Source organism: Pseudomonas sp. RW409 (assembly GCF_003184125.1).
GTDB lineage: Bacteria > Pseudomonadota > Gammaproteobacteria > Pseudomonadales > Pseudomonadaceae > Aquipseudomonas > Aquipseudomonas chlororaphis_I.
The window spans coordinates 12,071-27,515 of the sequence record NZ_QHHP01000007.1; the positions used below are offsets into that span (position 1 = coordinate 12,071).

Annotated in this window: 13 protein-coding genes; 3 read left to right on the forward strand and 10 right to left on the reverse strand. The window is 60.1% G+C overall.

Annotated elements, in window-relative coordinates; translation table 11 throughout:
• Positions 1 to 15: 15 nt before the first annotated feature.
• On the forward strand, positions 16 to 795 hold the full coding sequence (fpr, locus tag DK261_RS07315) for a ferredoxin-NADP reductase (protein WP_009047333.1): 780 nt from the start codon (positions 16 to 18) through the stop codon (positions 793 to 795).
• A 72-nt stretch (positions 796 to 867) separates the two neighbouring features.
• Here fpr and tsaA read toward each other — a convergent pair whose 3' ends face one another.
• The 6 genes from tsaA to rimO form a co-directional block, all read right to left on the reverse strand.
• Positions 868 to 1,563 (reverse strand): tRNA (N6-threonylcarbamoyladenosine(37)-N6)-methyltransferase TrmO, encoded by a 696-nt coding sequence (gene tsaA / locus DK261_RS07320; RefSeq protein ID WP_028681824.1) that lies wholly within the window; start codon positions 1,561 to 1,563, stop codon positions 868 to 870.
• 86 nt (positions 1,564 to 1,649) lie between these two features.
• Complete coding sequence (locus tag DK261_RS07325) at positions 1,650 to 2,420, reverse strand: SDR family oxidoreductase (RefSeq protein WP_110175496.1); 771 nt, start codon at positions 2,418 to 2,420, stop codon at positions 1,650 to 1,652.
• A 133-nt stretch (positions 2,421 to 2,553) separates the two neighbouring features.
• A complete protein-coding gene (locus DK261_RS07330) occupies positions 2,554 to 3,015 on the reverse strand; it encodes a DUF1456 family protein (RefSeq protein ID WP_009047336.1) in 462 nt (153 codons plus the stop codon).
• A 66-nt stretch (positions 3,016 to 3,081) separates the two neighbouring features.
• Positions 3,082 to 3,792: an rRNA pseudouridine synthase gene (locus DK261_RS07335; protein WP_009047337.1), complete on the reverse strand. Its 711-nt coding sequence runs from the start codon at positions 3,790 to 3,792 to the stop codon at positions 3,082 to 3,084.
• An 82-nt stretch (positions 3,793 to 3,874) separates the two neighbouring features.
• On the reverse strand, positions 3,875 to 4,348 hold the full coding sequence (locus DK261_RS07340; RefSeq protein ID WP_009047338.1) for a GNAT family N-acetyltransferase: 474 nt from the start codon (positions 4,346 to 4,348) through the stop codon (positions 3,875 to 3,877).
• A gap of 106 nt (positions 4,349 to 4,454) precedes the next feature.
• Positions 4,455 to 5,792, reverse strand: coding sequence for a 30S ribosomal protein S12 methylthiotransferase RimO (gene rimO, locus DK261_RS07345; protein ID WP_016702026.1), 1,338 nt, complete (start codon positions 5,790 to 5,792; stop codon positions 4,455 to 4,457).
• Positions 5,793 to 6,183: 391 nt separating this feature from the next.
• Between rimO and DK261_RS07355 the strand changes: the two genes are divergently transcribed.
• Positions 6,184 to 8,025, forward strand: a complete 1,842-nt coding sequence (locus tag DK261_RS07355; RefSeq protein WP_371920935.1) for a potassium transporter Kup — start codon at positions 6,184 to 6,186, stop codon at positions 8,023 to 8,025.
• 61 nt (positions 8,026 to 8,086) lie between these two features.
• On the opposite strand, the gene DK261_RS07360 is transcribed toward DK261_RS07355, so the two are convergent.
• From DK261_RS07360 to DK261_RS07370, 3 genes are all read right to left on the reverse strand, one after another.
• The gene (locus tag DK261_RS07360; RefSeq protein ID WP_009047489.1) at positions 8,087 to 9,292 is read right to left on the reverse strand and encodes an ISL3 family transposase; all 1,206 of its coding nucleotides are present in this window, start codon (positions 9,290 to 9,292) and stop codon (positions 8,087 to 8,089) included.
• A gap of 182 nt (positions 9,293 to 9,474) precedes the next feature.
• Entirely contained in the window at positions 9,475 to 10,722 is a 1,248-nt protein-coding gene (locus tag DK261_RS07365; protein ID WP_009050332.1) for a ribonucleotide-diphosphate reductase subunit beta, read from the reverse strand.
• Positions 10,723 to 11,595: 873 nt separating this feature from the next.
• A complete protein-coding gene (locus DK261_RS07370; RefSeq protein ID WP_038634332.1) occupies positions 11,596 to 11,859 on the reverse strand; it encodes a DUF2790 domain-containing protein in 264 nt (87 codons plus the stop codon).
• Positions 11,860 to 12,271: 412 nt separating this feature from the next.
• Here DK261_RS07370 and acs point away from each other — a divergent pair, with 412 nt between their 5' ends.
• A complete protein-coding gene (gene acs, locus DK261_RS07375; RefSeq protein ID WP_009050330.1) occupies positions 12,272 to 14,227 on the forward strand; it encodes an acetate--CoA ligase in 1,956 nt (651 codons plus the stop codon).
• A 64-nt stretch (positions 14,228 to 14,291) separates the two neighbouring features.
• Here the strand turns inward: acs and DK261_RS07380 are convergent, their stop codons facing one another.
• Positions 14,292 to 15,242 (reverse strand): ISL3 family transposase, encoded by a 951-nt coding sequence (locus DK261_RS07380; RefSeq protein ID WP_256597556.1) that lies wholly within the window; start codon positions 15,240 to 15,242, stop codon positions 14,292 to 14,294.
• Positions 15,243 to 15,445: the final 203 nt, after the last annotated feature.

The following is a 15,445-nucleotide window of genomic DNA, read 5'->3' on the forward strand; positions in this document are numbered from 1 at the left end:
AGGAGTCCCCCGTACATGAGCAACATGAACCACGAGCGTGTCCTCAGTGTTCACCACTGGAACGACACTCTGTTCAGCTTCAAGTGCACCCGCGATCCGGGCCTGCGCTTCGAGAACGGTCAGTTCGTGATGATCGGCCTGCAACAACCCAACGGCCGCCCGCTTATGCGCGCTTACTCGATTGCCAGCCCGAACTGGGAAGAGCATCTCGAGTTCTTCAGCATCAAGGTTCCCGATGGTCCGCTGACTTCCCAGCTGCAGCATTTGAAGGAAGGCGACGAGATCATCATCAGCAAGAAGCCTACCGGTACCCTGGTACTGGACGACTTGAAGCCTGGCAAACACCTGTACCTGCTCAGCACCGGCACCGGCCTGGCGCCGTTCATGAGCGTCATCCAGGATCCGGAAACCTACGAGCGTTTCGAGAAAGTGATCCTGTGCCACGGCGTGCGTTACGTCAACGAAGTCGCCTACCGCGAGTTCATCACCGAGCACCTGCCACAGAACGAGTTCTTCGGCGAAGCGCTGCGTGAAAAACTGATCTACTACCCGACCGTGACCCGCGAGCCGTTCGAGAACGAAGGCCGCCTGACCGACCTGATGCGCAGCGGCAAGCTGTTCAGCGACATCGGTCTGCCGCCGATCAACCCGCAGGACGACCGCGCCATGCTGTGTGGCAGCCCGAGCATGCTCGAGGAGACCAGCGAAGTGCTCAACAGCTTCGGCCTGACCGTTTCGCCACGCATGCGCGAGCCGGGTGACTACCTGATCGAGCGCGCCTTCGTCGAGAAGTAAGCGACTCGCAGCACAGAAAAAGCCCGCGTTGCCTGAGAAGGCAGCGCGGGCTTTTTCGTTTCCGGCCGGCTGTCAGCGCGCTGGAACCACTTCCAGGACCTGGATCAGGCCCGGCTGCGGATAGTGCCAGCGCACGTCCAGGTCCCAGAATTGCGCGCCGTATTCACGCTCTGGAGTGGGTGTCTGGTAGGCCGGGCGCGGGTCCTGGGCCAGGCATTGTTCGATCAGCTCCACCAGCGGCTCCTGCAGGCGTTGAGCGTGCGTATGGGCCTGTTGCAGGGCATTGTCGCTCCATTGCACCGGGATCAGCTCCGGTGCCGCGCTGGCGATGCTATTGCTCGCGCTGTCGATGATGTCGGCATAGGGCACGTAGGGCTTGATATCGAGAATCGGCGTGCCGTCCAGCAGGTCGATGCCGGAGATCCACAGGCGATTGGCCTCGACTTTGTCCAGCTTGACCACCGACTGGCCGATGCCGTTGGGGCGGTGAGTGGCGCGGGTGGCGAATACGCCCATGGACTTGTTGCCGCCCAGGCGCGGCGGGCGGACCTTGAGCCGCGGTTTGTCTTCCAGCGCCTGGTGAAACAGGAACAGCAGCCAGATGTGGCTGACCTGTTCCAGGCCCTGCACCGCGTCGCCCTGGTCGAAGGGCGCCACCAGCTCCAGCACGCCACGGGCCGCCGGGGCCAGTTGCGGCTGGCGCGGGATGGCGAACTTTTCCTTGAAGCAGGAGCGTACGAAGCCGATGGGGGAAACGCTGTAGGTCATGGTCTGGGGTCGAGACGGGGTAGGGGCCGCCATGATAACCCGCGTTGACCTGTAGCCGCTGCCGCAGGCTGCGGCTACAGGTGGAGTCAGAGGCTGAACCCACCATCCAGCGGAATGATATTCCCGGTCATATAGGCCCCGGCGGTGCTCGCCAGGCTGATGGCCAGGGCAGCCATTTCCTCCTCGCGGCCCCAGCGTTTCATCGGGATCAGCGCCGTATCCTCGGCCAGGGCCTGCTCGTCGTTGCCGATATGCTGGGTCATCTTGCTCGGAAAGCGCCCGGGGGCGATCACGTTGACGTTGATGTGCTGGCTGACCAGTTCGCGGGCGAGGATCCGCGACAGCTGGTGCAGCGCCGCCTTGCTCGGGCCATAGGCGTACGCCTGTTCGCCAAAGGACGAGATCCCGGCCACCGAGCCGATATTGATGATGCGCGCCGGATTGGCCGCGGAGCCAGCCTTGCGCAATAGCGGCAGGAATTGCTGGATGCAGTTGAACACCGAGGTCACGTTCAATTGCATGACCTTTTCCCAGCCCTTGACCGGGTAGCTTTCCAGCGGCGCGCCCCAGGTGGTGCCGGCGTTGTTCACCAGGATATCCAGTCGATCGACCTGGGCTTCGAGGCGGGAGACGAGTTGCTGGATGCCTTCCTCGCTCGCCAGGTTGGCGGACAGGGCATGGCAACTGCCCAGGGCCCCGAGCTCCGTCGCGGTCTGCTGGCAGGCCTCGGCATCGCGGGCACAGACATAGACAGTGGCGCCGGCCTCGACAAAGGCCTTGGCGATCATCTTGCCGATGCCGCGGGTGCCGCCGGTCACCAGGGCGGTACGGCCTTGCAGGGAAAAGTAGGGATGCATGGCGAATCCTGAGGGCTGAGGGTCAGTGCATACCCTAGTCGTCAGTCGCGATGAGCGGAGCCATTATTGTGCGGAGGAATGAAGGGTCATGCATGGCGGTGGCCGAGGGTGGCCACCGCGGATCGAGGGGCAATCAGCCGCGAATGCGCAGGGTCAGGCCCTTGAGGAAGTTGCGCAGCAACTGGTCGCCGCACGGGCGGTAGTTGGTGTGGCCGAACTTGCGGAACAGCGCGCTCAGCTCGGGCTTGGACACCGGGAAATCGGCGGCCTTGAGGATGGCGTGCATGTCGTCTTCCTTCAGCTCGAAAGCGACCCGCAGCTTCTTCAGGATGATGTTGTTGGTCACCGGCAGTTCGATCGGCAGCGGCGGACGGCTTTCGTCCTTGCCACGCTTGAAGATCACCAGGCCGTCGAGGAAGTGCGCCATGACCTCGTCCGGGCAATGCACGAAACCTTCTTCTTCGTCCTTTTTCAGGTAGCCGACGATGTCGTTCAGGCTCACTTCAAAGCCGGTGAGCTTGATGATCTCGACGACCTTCTTGTCGCTGATGTCGAGCATGTAGCGCACGCTGCGCAGTACATCGTTATGAATCATGTCTACAGTCCTGGTCTGTTCACGTTGAGCGCCGCAGGCAAGCGCGGCGTCTGAATGGGTGTCGGCCTAGAATTTCTCTTTGGCGGACAGGTAGCGCCATTGCCCGACCGGCACCTTGCCGATGGAAACCCCACCGATACGGATGCGGCGAATGGCAACCACCTTCAGGCCTACCGCTTCGCAGAGCTGGGCGATCACGCCCGGTTGCGGGTTCTTCATGGCGAAGCGCAGGCGGTTTTCGTTCTGCCAGCTGGCCTTGACCGGCGGCAGTTCCCGGCCCTTGTAAGTCAGGCCGTGGTTCAGGCGGTTGAGGCCGTGGGCGACCATCTCGCCTTCCACCTCGACCACGTATTCCTGCTCGATCTTGGCCGCATCGGCGGTCAGCTTGCGCAGGATCTTCCAGTCCTGGGTGAACACCAGCAGGCCGCTGGCGTTGGCTTGCAGGTCGGCGCTGGCGGTCAGGCGCAGGAAGTGGCCCTTGAGCGGCCGTTTGCCGAAGCGGTGTTCCTCGGACAGGCTGGCGGCGCCCAGCGACTGCATGGCGCTGTCGACGTCCTGGCCGGCCGGCACGTTCAGCAGCAGGGTCACCGGCTCCGGCGCGGTGGCCTTGGCCTGCGGGTCGAGCTCGACTTTCTGGGTGTCGACCTTGAACTGCGGCTCGTCGATGACCTCGCCATCCACGGTGACCCAGCCGCCCTCGATGAACAGCTCAGCCTCCCGGCGGGAGCAGCCGACGAGTTCGATGAGGCGTTTGGAGAGACGAATCGGGTCAGTCATGACAGGGGCCGTAACAAAAGGGGGCAGGCATTGTACCTGCCCGGCGCCGGTTAATCGCGGGTCCATTTGCCCGCTGTGGCTTTTAGCCGCGCAGTGCCTGCTGCTGGGGCTGTTTCAGACGCATGTGCAGCAGCGGGTAGGGCTGGCCCATGCCGTCGTGCTCGGAGCGGCCGATGATCTCGAAGCCCTGCTTGAAGTAGAAGCCCAGGGCTTGCGGGTTCTGCTCGTTGACGTCCAGCTCGTCGGCGTTCAGGTGTTCGATGGCGTACCTGAGCAATTGCTTGCCCAGGCCCTGGCCACGATGGTCGGGATCGATGAAGAGCATTTCGATCTTGCCGGCGGCGACCCCGGCGAAGCCGGTGATGTGCTGGCGCTGGTCCCGGGTGCAGATCAGCATCACCGCATCCAGATAGCGGTTCAGCACCAGGTTTCTCAGCAGTTCGATGTAGCTGTCCGGCAGGAAGTCGTGGGTGGCGCGCACCGAGGCTTCCCAGACCCGGGTCAGTTCCGGGTAGTCGCTGTGTTTCGGGGTATGGATGACCGAATGATGGCGCATGCCGCCTGCTCCTGTGTGGTGACGCATCCGTGGTCCTGAGCAAACGATAGACGTAAAAAAGCCCCGCATCTCGCGAAGAGAGCGGGGCTGTGCGGTTTTTTACGCCTTACAGGACTTCGGCCCAGAGGTCGTATTCGTCGGCGTCGGTCACCCGGCACCAGACCTTGTCGCCTGGCTTGAGGTCGCCGGCACCGTCGATGAACACGTTGCCGTCGATTTCCGGGGCGTCGAAGAAGCAGCGGCCCACGGCGCCCTGTTCGTCGACTTCATCGATCAGCACTTCGATTTCCTTGCCGATGCGCTGTTGCAGGCGCGCCGAGCTGATTTCCTGCTGGTGCGCCATGAAGCGCTCCCAACGGTCCTGCTTGACCTCGTCCGGGACCACTTCCAGGTCCAGGTCGTTGGCCGGCGCACCTTCCACCGGCGAGTACTGGAAGCAGCCGACGCGGTCGAGCTGGGCTTCGGTCAGCCAGTCGAGCAGGTACTGGAAGTCTTCTTCGGTTTCGCCGGGGAAGCCGACGATGAAGGTCGAGCGGATGATCAGCTCGGGGCAGATCTGGCGCCAGTTCTTGATTCGGGCCAGGGTCTTGTCTTCGAAGGCCGGGCGTTTCATGGCCTTGAGCACTTTCGGGCTGGCGTGCTGGAACGGGATGTCCAGGTACGGCAGGATCTTGCCGGCGGCCATCAGCGGGATCAGCTCGTCGACGTGCGGGTACGGGTAGACGTAGTGCAGACGGACCCAGACGCCCAGGGTGCTGAGGGCTTCGCACAGCTCGGTCATGCGGGTTTTCACCGGCGCGCCGTTCCAGAAACCGGTGCGGTACTTGACGTCGACGCCGTAGGCGCTGGTGTCCTGGGAAATCACCAGCAGTTCCTTGACTCCGGATTTGACCAGGCGCTGGGCCTCGTCCAGCACATCGCCGACCGGGCGGCTGACCAGCTTGCCGCGCATCGACGGGATGATGCAGAAGCTGCAGCTGTGGTTGCAGCCTTCGGAAATCTTCAGGTACGCATAGTGACGCGGGGTCAGCTTGATGCCTTGTGGCGGTACCAGGTCGATCAGCGGGTTGTGGTCCTGTTTCGGCGGCACCACTTCGTGCACCGCGCTGACCACTTGCTCGTACTGCTGCGGACCGGTCACGGCCAGCACGCTCGGGTGCACGTCGCGGATATTGCCTTCTTCCACGCCCATGCAGCCGGTGACGATGACCTTGCCGTTTTCCTTGATGGCTTCGCCGATCACTTCCAGGGATTCGGCCTTGGCCGAGTCGATGAAACCGCAGGTGTTGACCACCACGACGTCGGCGTCCTGGTAGGTGGACACCACGTCATAACCTTCCATACGCAGTTGCGTGAGGATGCGCTCGGAATCGACCAGCGCTTTCGGGCAACCCAGGGAAACGAAGCCGACCTTGGGGTTGGCTGGCGCGGTAGGGGTGGACATGTCTAACCTCGGTATAGGTGTCGGGTCGCTCGGCGATCTGGATAAAACCGCTGGCGACGAACGGGCGCTAGGGGCGCCTCTGATCAAAAAGTGCGCAATTCTAGCGACGGCTGGCGCACTTGACCAGCTTTATGCAGGGAAATACGACGAGTGCTGCGTTATGCTTCGCGCCGTTGCGCCCGGGTGAATTCTTATAGTCAATAGAACGTCTGTAACTGTAAGTAAAAGGGTGCATGCTGCATGGGCATTCACGAGAGTCTTGCAAGCTTAGCGTTGTCTTGAATGTCATGCCTTTTATAAGAAGCCCCGATCTGGGTAGTAGGAGTGGTGGATGGGTCAGGCAAGTAGTCAGGCGGTAGGCAGCGAGCATTCCAGGGCCAGGCCCCTGGGGATGCTGGTGGCGGCGGTCGGGGTGGTTTATGGCGACATCGGGACCAGCCCGCTTTATACCTTGAAGGAGGTATTCGCGGGGCATTACGGGGTTCCGGTCAACCACGACGGTGTGTTCGGCATTCTTGCATTGATCTTCTGGTCGCTGATCTGGGTGGTCTCGATCAAATACGTGTTGTTCATCCTGCGGGCCGACAACCAGGGCGAGGGCGGCATCATGGCCTTGACCGCCCTGGCCCGGCGGGCGTCGACGCCCTATCCGAGGCTGCGGGTGGTTCTGGTCATCCTGGGCCTGATCGGCGCGGCCTTGTTCTACGGCGACAGCATGATCACCCCGGCGATTTCCGTATTGTCGGCGGTAGAGGGGCTGGAGATTGCCTTCGACGGGCTCGAGCACTGGGTCGTGCCGATGGCGCTGATCGTGCTGGTGGCGCTGTTTCTGATCCAGAAGCACGGTACCGATCGCATCGGCAAGCTGTTCGGACCGGTGATGGTCCTGTGGTTCGTGACCCTGGGTGGGCTGGGGGTCTACGGCATCGCCCAGCATCCGGAAGTGCTGCAGGCGCTGAACCCGGTCTGGGGTGTGCGGTTCTTCATCGTGCATCCGGGCATGGGCGTGGCCATTCTGGGCGCCGTGGTGCTGGCGTTGACCGGTGCCGAAGCGCTGTACGCCGACATGGGCCACTTCGGTCGCAAGCCGATCGCCCGCGCCTGGTTCGCCCTGGTGCTGCCGGCGCTGGTGCTCAACTATTTCGGCCAGGGCGCCTTGCTCCTGGAGAACCCGGAAGCGGCGCGTAACCCGTTCTATCTGCTGGCACCGAGCTGGGCCCTGATCCCGCTGGTGGTGCTGGCCACACTGGCCACGGTGATTGCCTCCCAGGCGGTGATCTCCGGTGCGTTCTCCCTGACCCGCCAGGCGATCCAGCTGGGTTATATCCCGCGCATGTACATCCAGCACACTTCCAGCGCGGAGCAGGGGCAGATCTACATTGGCGCGGTGAACTGGGCGCTGATGGTCGGTGTGATCCTCCTGGTGCTGGGCTTCGAGTCTTCCGGCGCACTGGCTTCGGCCTACGGCGTGGCGGTGACCGGGACCATGCTGATCACCAGCATCCTGGTGTCGGCGGTGATGCTGTTGCTATGGAAGTGGTCGCCGGTGCTGACGGTGCCGATCCTGGTGGGCTTCCTGCTGGTGGACGGGCTGTTCTTCGCCGCCAACGTGCCGAAAATCTTCCAGGGCGGTGCTTTCCCGGTAGTGGCGGGGATTGTGCTGTTCGCCCTGATGACCACCTGGAAGCGCGGCAAGGAACTGTTGATGGAGCGCCTCGGTGAGGGCGCGTTGCCGCTGCCGATCTTTATCAACAGCATCCGTGTGCAGCCGCCGCATCGGGTGCAGGGCACCGCGGTGTTCCTCACTGCACGCTCCGACGCCGTGCCCCATGCGCTGTTGCACAACCTGCTGCATAACCAGGTGCTGCACGAGCAAGTGGTGTTGCTGACCGTGGTCTATGAAGACATCCCACGGGTGCCGACGCAACGGCGCTTCGAGGTGGATTCCTATGGCGAAGGCTTCTTCCGGGTGATCCTGCACTTCGGTTTCACCGACGAGCCGGACGTGCCTGAAGCGCTGAAACTGTGCCACCTGGACGAGCTGGACTTCAGCCCGATGCGCACCACCTACTTCCTCAGCCGCGAGACGGTCATCACCTCCAAGATCGTCGGCATGGCGCGCTGGCGCGAGACGCTGTTCGCCTTCATGCTCAAGAACGCCAACGGCAACCTGCGCTTCTTCAAGCTGCCGGTGAACCGGGTGATCGAGCTGGGGACGCAGATCGAGATGTAAGCTGGCGCGACAGCAGAAGCCCCCGTCACCTCAGTGGTGACGGGGGCTTTTTTGTGGTTCTTCACGGAATACCGGGAAAGACGCTCTTGATCTTCATGAAAAAGAATTCGCTATCCCGGTAACCGTACGCCATTCGTTTGATGACCTTTATTCGATTGTTTATTCCTTCCAGCTGACCGGTGTGCATCGGCCAGCGAACGCGGCTGACGATGCCCCGCCAGTAACTCTTTAGCCGTTTGGCGAACTGGATCAGTGCCGGTATTTCGCTTTCATGAGCATGGCGCAACCATTGCTTCCAGGCCGATCTCCAGCTCCAAGCGGTATTCGGCGTCCAGAGCGTTTTGAGTTCAGCCTTCATCAAGTAGACCGTCATCAACGCTTGGTTGGCCGCCAGTAAATCCTGCAAGTGAACCTGTTGTTCCGGCGTTTTCAGATTCTGTGGATTGCGTAGCAGTAGCCATCGCGCTTGCTTGATGACCTTACGAGCAGGCTTGTCGTGGCGTAGTCGATTAGCCTCGTCAACGCGGACCCGATCAATCACCTCTCGGCCATATTTGGCCACCACATGGAAGAGGTCGTAGACCACGCGCGCTTTGGGGCAGTGCCGGCGAACCTCCAGGTCAAAAGCGGTGTTCATGTCCATCGCCACCGCTTCGATTCGGGCGCAACCCTCTGGTCCCAACTCTTCGAAGAACGGCCTGACCGCCGCACGGCTGCGGCCTTCGCCGATCCACAGCACTCGTCGTGTATCCGCATCCAGCACCACACTGGCGTAACGATGGCCCTTGAACAGAGCGAACTCGTCCATCACCAGACGCCGTGGTTGCGCCTTCGGCAGATCGCTCAATGCCGTTTGCAAGGCGCGACGCTCTAGCAGCCGAACGGTGTCCCAATGCAACCCAAACAGTTGAGCCACGTGTAACGTGGGAAGGCGTTCGCAGGCTTGAATCACCGCATCGGCCAAGCGGCGCGTCATACGGGCATAGCGATCCAGCCAACTGACAGTCTCCATGCGTTTGCCGCAGTCACGACAGCCAACACGTCTGAGCAAAACGCTGAGGCGCACTGCACGGCCGAGAATGGGCAAATCACGAACGACTCGCTCGCAATACTCGTGAGTGGTTGAACAGGGCTTTTGGCATCCACCACAGGAAGGGAATCGGGTGGTGTGGGGCGTCAGATCGATCTGTAGGGCATCACCATCAGGCTTGATCGTGACGACAGAAAAGCCCTCCCAAAAAGGAAGGAAAGTATTAATATCGTGCATAAGAACGCCGGTTTTTTAGATGTGTTTGCTCGCACGAACATCATCAATCAAATCGGCGTTCTTGTTTCTGTGTTTCCCGGAATTCCGTGAAGAACCATAAAAAAGCCCTGAGCAAGTCAGGGCTTTTTTATCTTTCGTTGTGCCGATTCAGATCGAGATCGGCACAGGGCAGGAGCTCGGAATCAATCCCAGCTCAGCGCGCCGCCAGTCTGATACTCGATCACCCGAGTCTCGAAGAAGTTCTTCTCTTTCTTCAAGTCCATGATTTCGCTCATCCATGGGAACGGGTTGGTGGTGCCTGGGTATTCTTCTTTCAGGCCGATCTGCGACAGGCGACGGTTGGCGATGAACTTGAGGTAGTCCTCCATCATCGCTGCGTTCATGCCCAGTACGCCGCGCGGCATGGTGTCGCGAGCGTATTCGATTTCCAGTTGGGTGCCCTGGAGGATCATCTGGGTGGCTTCTTCCTTCATCTCGGCATCCCACAGGTGCGGGTTTTCGATCTTGATCTGGTTGATCACGTCGATACCGAAGTTCAGGTGCATGGATTCGTCGCGCAGGATGTACTGGAACTGCTCGGCGACGCCGGTCATTTTGTTGCGGCGGCCCATGGACAGGATCTGGGTAAAGCCGCAGTAGAAGAAGATGCCTTCCAGAACGCAGTAGTAGGCGATCAGGTTGCGCAGCAGCTCTTTGTCGGTGTCGACGGTGCCGGTTTCGAACTTCGGATCGGAGATCGAACGGGTGTACTTCAGGCCCCAGGCCGCTTTCTTCGCGACCGATGGAATCTCGTGGTACATGTTGAAGATTTCGCCTTCATCCATGGCCAACGATTCGATGCAGTACTGGTAGGCGTGGGTGTGGATCGCCTCTTCGAACGCCTGGCGCAGGATGTACTGGCGGCATTCCGGGTTGGTGATCAGGCGGTACACGGCCAGCACCAGGTTGTTGGCAACCAGGGAGTCGGCGGTGGAGAAGAAGCCCAGGTTGCGCATCACAATGCGGCGCTCGTCGTCGGTCAGGCCTTCCGGGTTTTTCCAGAGGGCGATGTCGGCGGTCATGTTGACTTCTTGCGGCATCCAGTGGTTTGCGCAACCGTCCAGGTACTTCTGCCAGGCCCAGTCATATTTGAATGGCACGAGCTGGTTGAGGTCGGCGCGGCAGTTGATCATGCGCTTTTCATCGACGGCGACACGGGCGGAAGCACCTTCCAACTCGGCCAGGCCTTCGGCGATGTCGAGCTGGTCCAGAGAGGCCTTGGCACGGGCAACGGCAGCAGAATCGTTGGCGGTTACGGCGCGGGCTTCGAGAGCGGCGGCACCACCGGCGCTGTCGAGTTTGTCCATGGCAGCTTCGGCAGCGTGGCCGGCGTTGGCGCCTTTAACGGCGACTTCGCCTTCTTCTTTGTCGAATTCGTCCCAGCTCAGCATGACGTGTCGTCTCCTGCGTGAGGGCCAGATGCCCGTGTGAAAACTGATGGTTGGCTTTTCACACGGCCGAACTGGCCGCGTTGGATCTTAAGGAATCGTTTGTTGCAGCAGCTAACGCAGGCAATAAACAAAAATATGTACGGGAGTTCCGAGGCGGTTATGGGCACAGAGGACCGGGTCGATTTCTGCGCTGGCTTCGGATTGGCTGTTTATCCCTGTAAGGGAATATTGCAAGCCCGTTTTAAGGCCGCATTATAGGGACTTTTTTGCCGCTGTGGTGCGACGAAGTGGCTCACGATTCGGCCGGCGAGGGGCGTTATCGCGGCGGAGCGAGGGTTTACAAGGCTTTGGCCGGCGAAGATTTTTTTTCACCCCGTTTGGCGTGTTTTTGCCGCCTCGAGTTGATCGCAGGCGTTGAAGATTTTGCGCGATGCTCTGCAAGCCCCGTAGGACGTGACTTACAGGGAAGGGTAGGGGCTTTGGTAGACAGGATTGTGTTCAATTTCTGCTGAAAATTGTCGAGTGATTTTTCTGCTCAAAAAATAAGCAAAAAAACTCTTTTGCCACTACATCTTGTGTTGGATGGTCAATTTTTGACCTTTGAAACACTACTGTCCCGGCTTGCCATCAGAGGTCGCTCCTGACGCTCGAGAAAGCATTTGCGGACCTCCATCAAGCCCCTCGGAGCGATACAAAAACGCTCCCCGCAAGCTGGCTCGACAGATGAGAAAAGGGAGTGCGAAGGCCGTGGTCGCACTGCGTTGGGCGATGGCTTGCAACACGTCTGGTTTCAGTTGTGCATCTGGCCATCTTTGCCGCAAGAAAGAGCTCTTGCGGCCGGCACTTATTGGAACTTGAAGAGCAACTTGAATATCAGCCGTTAGAGCAGCCATTACCCATGACGCGGTATTGCAGAATATGCCGCAGGCCTTTCGAGTCTTCATATTCCATACGCGCGGGTACAACTTCGCATACATCTGGAACTTCGCTCATGGAGATAACTTTGGCGATGTCCAGGTCGGACGAGTAAGAGTATTCCTCTACGGGCGGTTGCTGGCTGGCGACATCAGTCGGGATCTCGTCGGCCATTGCTGTAGCGCAAAGACTGCTGAGGGCCAGAACTAATAAAGCTTTCATTTTGATTTCACCTTTCTAAGGTCGTGTGGGGTCACGCAGCCTTTGTGGGGCTGCGTGTGGAACTTGAGTGGAAGTCTGGATTAACTGCCTTCGTGGGGGCTGTAACTTGGTTAATCACATTGCCTTGTTGGCGAGGTTGATTTTAGGCGCCTGAGTAGGTGCTATACAGGCGTGCTTTTGATAAACACTATTGACGGTTTTTGTAACAATCCCGGCAAAAACGCCCCCCAGTGGCCTGGCAGCGGTCCGCTACTTGCCGCAGAAGCTGCTGCAAGTACCGTAATAGAAGGGCTAAAGCACTTTTCAGGGGGATTGGCCGGGGGTTGTTACTACCATCGTCGAATGGTTCTATAGGCCCGCCCCGGCTACAACGGGGTCATACAACAACAACTATGTCACCGAGGTAAGAAAGATGAGTGCGGCTTCTCTGTATCCCGTTCGTCCCGAGGTTGCGGCCAACACGCTGACTGACGAGGCGACCTACAAGGCCATGTACCAGCAGTCGGTCGTCAACCCGGACGGCTTCTGGCGCGAACAAGCCAAGCGCCTCGACTGGATCAAGCCTTTCACCACGGTGAAGCAGACCTCCTTCGACGATCACCATGTCGATATCAAGTGGTTTGCCGACGGCACCCTCAACGTCTCCTACAACTGCCTGGATCGCCACCTGGCCGAGCGCGGTGATCAGATCGCGATCATCTGGGAAGGCGACGATCCTTCCGAAAGCCGCAACATCACCTACCGCGAACTGCACGAGCAGGTCTGCAAGTTCGCCAACGCCCTGCGTGGCCAGGACGTGCACCGCGGCGACGTGGTGACTATCTATATGCCGATGATCCCCGAGGCCGTGGTCGCCATGCTGGCCTGTACCCGGATCGGTGCGATTCACTCGGTGGTGTTCGGCGGCTTCTCGCCGGAAGCACTGGCCGGCCGCATCATCGACTGCAAGTCCAAGGTGGTGATCACCGCCGACGAAGGCATTCGCGCGGGCAAGAAGATTCCGCTCAAGGCCAATGTCGACGACGCGTTGACCAACCCGGAAACCAGCAGCATCCAGAAGGTCATCGTGTGCAAGCGCACCAATGGCCAGATCAAGTGGAACCAGCATCGCGACATCTGGTACGAAGACTTGATGAAGGTGGCCGGTACTGTCTGCGCGCCAAAAGAAATGGGCGCCGAGGAAGCACTGTTCATCCTTTATACCTCCGGCTCCACCGGTAAGCCCAAAGGCGTGCAGCACACCACTGGCGGCTACCTGCTGTATGCGGCCCTGACCCACGAGCGCGTGTTCGATTACCGTCCGGGGGAAATCTACTGGTGCACCGCCGACGTCGGTTGGGTCACCGGCCACACCTATATCGTCTATGGCCCGCTGGCCAATGGCGCGACCACCGTGCTGTTCGAGGGCGTGCCGAACTACCCGGACGTGACCCGCGTGGCGAAGATCGTCGACAAGCACAAGGTCAATATCCTCTACACCGCGCCGACCGCGATCCGCGCCATGATGGCCTCGGGTAGCGCCGCCTGCGAAGGCGCCGATGGCAGCAGCCTGCGCCTGCTGGGTTCGGTGGGTGAGCCGATCAACCCGGAAGCCTGGGACTGGTACTACAAGAACGTCGGTCAATCCCGTTGCCCGATCGTCGATACCTGGTGGCAGACCGAGACCGGCGCGACCCTGATGAGCCCGCTGCCGGGCGCCCATGCCCTCAAGCCGGGTTCGGCGGCTCGTCCGTTCTTTGGTGTGGTGCCGGCGCTGGTGGACAACCTGGGCAACATCATCGAGGGCGCCGCCGAAGGCAACCTGGTGATCCTCGATTCGTGGCCAGGCCAGGCGCGCACTCTGTATGGCGACCACGATCGTTTTGTCGATACCTACTTCAAAACCTTCCGTGGCATGTACTTCACCGGTGACGGTGCCCGTCGCGATGAAGACGGCTACTGGTGGATCACCGGGCGGGTGGACGACGTGCTCAACGTCTCCGGCCACCGCATGGGGACTGCCGAAATCGAAAGCGCCATGGTCGCACACCCGAAAGTCGCCGAAGCGGCGGTGGTCGGTGTGCCCCACGACATCAAGGGGCAGGGCATCTATGTCTACGTCACCCTCAACGGCGGCGAAGAGCCGAGCGAAGCACTGCGCCTGGAACTGAAGAACTGGGTGCGCAAGGAGATCGGTCCGATCGCCTCGCCGGATGTCATCCAGTGGGCGCCGGGGCTGCCGAAGACCCGTTCCGGGAAGATCATGCGCCGTATCCTGCGCAAGATCGCCACCGCGGAATACGACAGCCTGGGGGATATCTCCACCCTGGCCGACCCGGGCGTGGTGCAGCATCTGGTCGATACCCACAAGACCATGAACGTCGCCTAAGGCGAATCGGTCTCAGTGAAAGCCCCGCCCGGCCTTGTGCCGGGCGGGGCTTTTTTATGGTTCTTCACGGAATACCGGGAAAGACGCTCTTGATCTTCATGAAAAAGAATTCGCTATCCCGGTAACCGTACGCCATTCGTTTGATGACCTTTATGCGATTGTTTATTCCTTCCAGCTGACCGGTGTGCATCGGCCAGCGAACGCGGCTGACGATGCCCCGCCAGTAACTCTTTAGCCGTTTGGCGAACTGGATCAGTGCCGGTATTTCGCTTTCATGAGCATGGCGCAACCATTGCTTCCAGGCCGATCTCCAGCTCCAAGCGGTATTCGGCGTCCAGAGCGTTTTGAGTTCAGCCTTCATCAAGTAGACCGTCATCAACGCCTGGTTGGCCGCCAGTAAATCCTGCAAGTGAACCTGTTGTTCCGGCGTTTTCAGATTCTGTGGATTGCGTAGCAGTAGCCATCGCGCTTGCTTGATGACCTTACGAGCAGGCTTGTCGTGGCGTAGCCGATTAGCCTCGTCAACGCGGACCCGATCAATCACCTCTCGGCCATATTTGGCCACCACATGGAAGAGGTCATAGACCACGCGCGCTTTGGGGCAGTGCTGGCGAACCTCCAGGTCAAAAGCGGTGTTCATGTCCATCGCCACCGCTTCGATTCGAGCGCAACCCTCTGGCCCCAACTCTTCGAAGAACGGCCTGACCGCCGCACGGCTGCGGCCTTCGCCGATCCACAGCACTCGTCGTGTATCCGCATCCAGCACCACACTGGCGTAACGATGGCCCTTGAACAGAGCGAACTCGTCCATCACCAGACGCCGTGGTTGCGCCTTCGGCAGATCGCTCAATGCCGTTTGCAAGGCGCGACGCTCTAGCAGCCGAACGGTGTCCCAATGCAACCCAAACAGTTGAGCCACGTGTAACGTGGGAAGGCGCTCGCAGGCTTGAATCACCGCATCGGCCAAGCGGCGCGTCATACGGGCATAGCGATCCAGCCAACTGACAGTCTCCATGCGTTTGCCGCAGTCACGACAGCCAACACGTCTGAGCAAAACGCTGAGGCGCACTAGAAAAGCCCTCCCAAAAAGGAAGGAAAGTATTAATATCGTGCATAAGAACGCCGGTTTTTTAGATGTGTTTGCTCGCACGAACATCATCAATCAAATCGGCGTTCTTGTTTCTGTGTTTCCCGGAATTCCGTGAAGAACCAAAAAAA

Excerpts from the sequence above, each read along its gene's own strand:
- fpr (WP_009047333.1), top strand. The coding sequence starts at position 16 with ATGAGCAACATGAACCACGAGCGTGTCCTCAGTGTTCACCACTGGAAC.
- tsaA (WP_028681824.1), bottom strand. The coding sequence starts at position 1,563 with ATGACCTACAGCGTTTCCCCCATCGGCTTCGTACGCTCCTGCTTCAAG.
- DK261_RS07325 (WP_110175496.1), bottom strand. The coding sequence starts at position 2,420 with ATGCATCCCTACTTTTCCCTGCAAGGCCGTACCGCCCTGGTGACCGGC.
- DK261_RS07330 (WP_009047336.1), bottom strand. The coding sequence starts at position 3,015 with ATGATTCATAACGATGTACTGCGCAGCGTGCGCTACATGCTCGACATC.
- DK261_RS07335 (WP_009047337.1), bottom strand. The coding sequence starts at position 3,792 with ATGACTGACCCGATTCGTCTCTCCAAACGCCTCATCGAACTCGTCGGC.
- DK261_RS07340 (WP_009047338.1), bottom strand. The coding sequence starts at position 4,348 with ATGCGCCATCATTCGGTCATCCATACCCCGAAACACAGCGACTACCCG.
- rimO (WP_016702026.1), bottom strand. The coding sequence starts at position 5,792 with ATGTCCACCCCTACCGCGCCAGCCAACCCCAAGGTCGGCTTCGTTTCC.
- DK261_RS07355 (WP_371920935.1), top strand. The coding sequence starts at position 6,184 with ATGCTGGTGGCGGCGGTCGGGGTGGTTTATGGCGACATCGGGACCAGC.
- DK261_RS07360 (WP_009047489.1), bottom strand. The coding sequence starts at position 9,292 with ATGCACGATATTAATACTTTCCTTCCTTTTTGGGAGGGCTTTTCTGTC.
- DK261_RS07365 (WP_009050332.1), bottom strand. The coding sequence starts at position 10,722 with ATGCTGAGCTGGGACGAATTCGACAAAGAAGAAGGCGAAGTCGCCGTT.
- DK261_RS07370 (WP_038634332.1), bottom strand. The coding sequence starts at position 11,859 with ATGAAAGCTTTATTAGTTCTGGCCCTCAGCAGTCTTTGCGCTACAGCA.
- acs (WP_009050330.1), top strand. The coding sequence starts at position 12,272 with ATGAGTGCGGCTTCTCTGTATCCCGTTCGTCCCGAGGTTGCGGCCAAC.
- DK261_RS07380 (WP_256597556.1), bottom strand. The coding sequence starts at position 15,242 with ATGGAGACTGTCAGTTGGCTGGATCGCTATGCCCGTATGACGCGCCGC.